Source organism: Pseudoalteromonas sp. SG41-5, from assembly GCF_014164495.1.
GTDB lineage: Bacteria > Pseudomonadota > Gammaproteobacteria > Enterobacterales > Alteromonadaceae > Pseudoalteromonas > Pseudoalteromonas rhizosphaerae.
In genome coordinates, this window is sequence record NZ_JACJFH010000271.1 from 1 (window position 1) to 619 (window position 619).

Genomic DNA, 619 nt, shown 5'->3' on the forward strand with positions numbered 1-619 from the left:
TCACGCCATTGAGCTTGCCCTGAGCCTAGTTCGTGTAATACATGGCCTGTAAACCCAGCAGATGGTGTATTTGAAATCCAAACTTTGATTTCACCTGATTCACCCATACCGACTATTAAATATGGGTAAATATCAGTTTCTACTTCGCCTGTATGGTAACTAAATCGAGGTAACTTATTTGCAAACTTATAACCATTTTTATCTATTGCGACTTCACCATAGTAAATTCTATTTTCTGACTTATCTAACCATTCAACCGCGACTTTTTCTGGGAATACCCTATCATATACTCCAACCATAGCCCCCGCTGTGGCTCTGCAGCAAGACATAGTTCCTGCGGGTACATCCCACTTGTCATCAAACTTAATTAAAGTCACGAATATATCATTACCTTCATCCGTTGAACCCGATACAACCATATAGTCGATTTCACCAGTTGTTGCACAGCCGCCTAGTAATAAAGCAAACAAGCTAATAAGAAGTAATTTTATGATTTTGTCCATAGTCTATATCCATTTATTAATTGTGATTGCCATTGTGTGCTGAGCTCTGCTTGCGCAGGCTGATTATAACAAAGCGCGAGCTGTGGTTTTTAGTGGTGAATTCAGCGTCTTCTTCT

Annotated in this window: 1 protein-coding gene; it reads right to left on the reverse strand. The window is 39.7% G+C overall.

Features of this window, described 5'->3' with window-relative positions:
• On the reverse strand, positions 1-503 hold a 503-nt coding region (locus H5232_RS23545), incomplete at its 3' end, for a DUF2931 domain-containing protein (protein ID WP_182831705.1).
• Between the last annotated feature and the right edge of the window lie 116 nt (positions 504-619).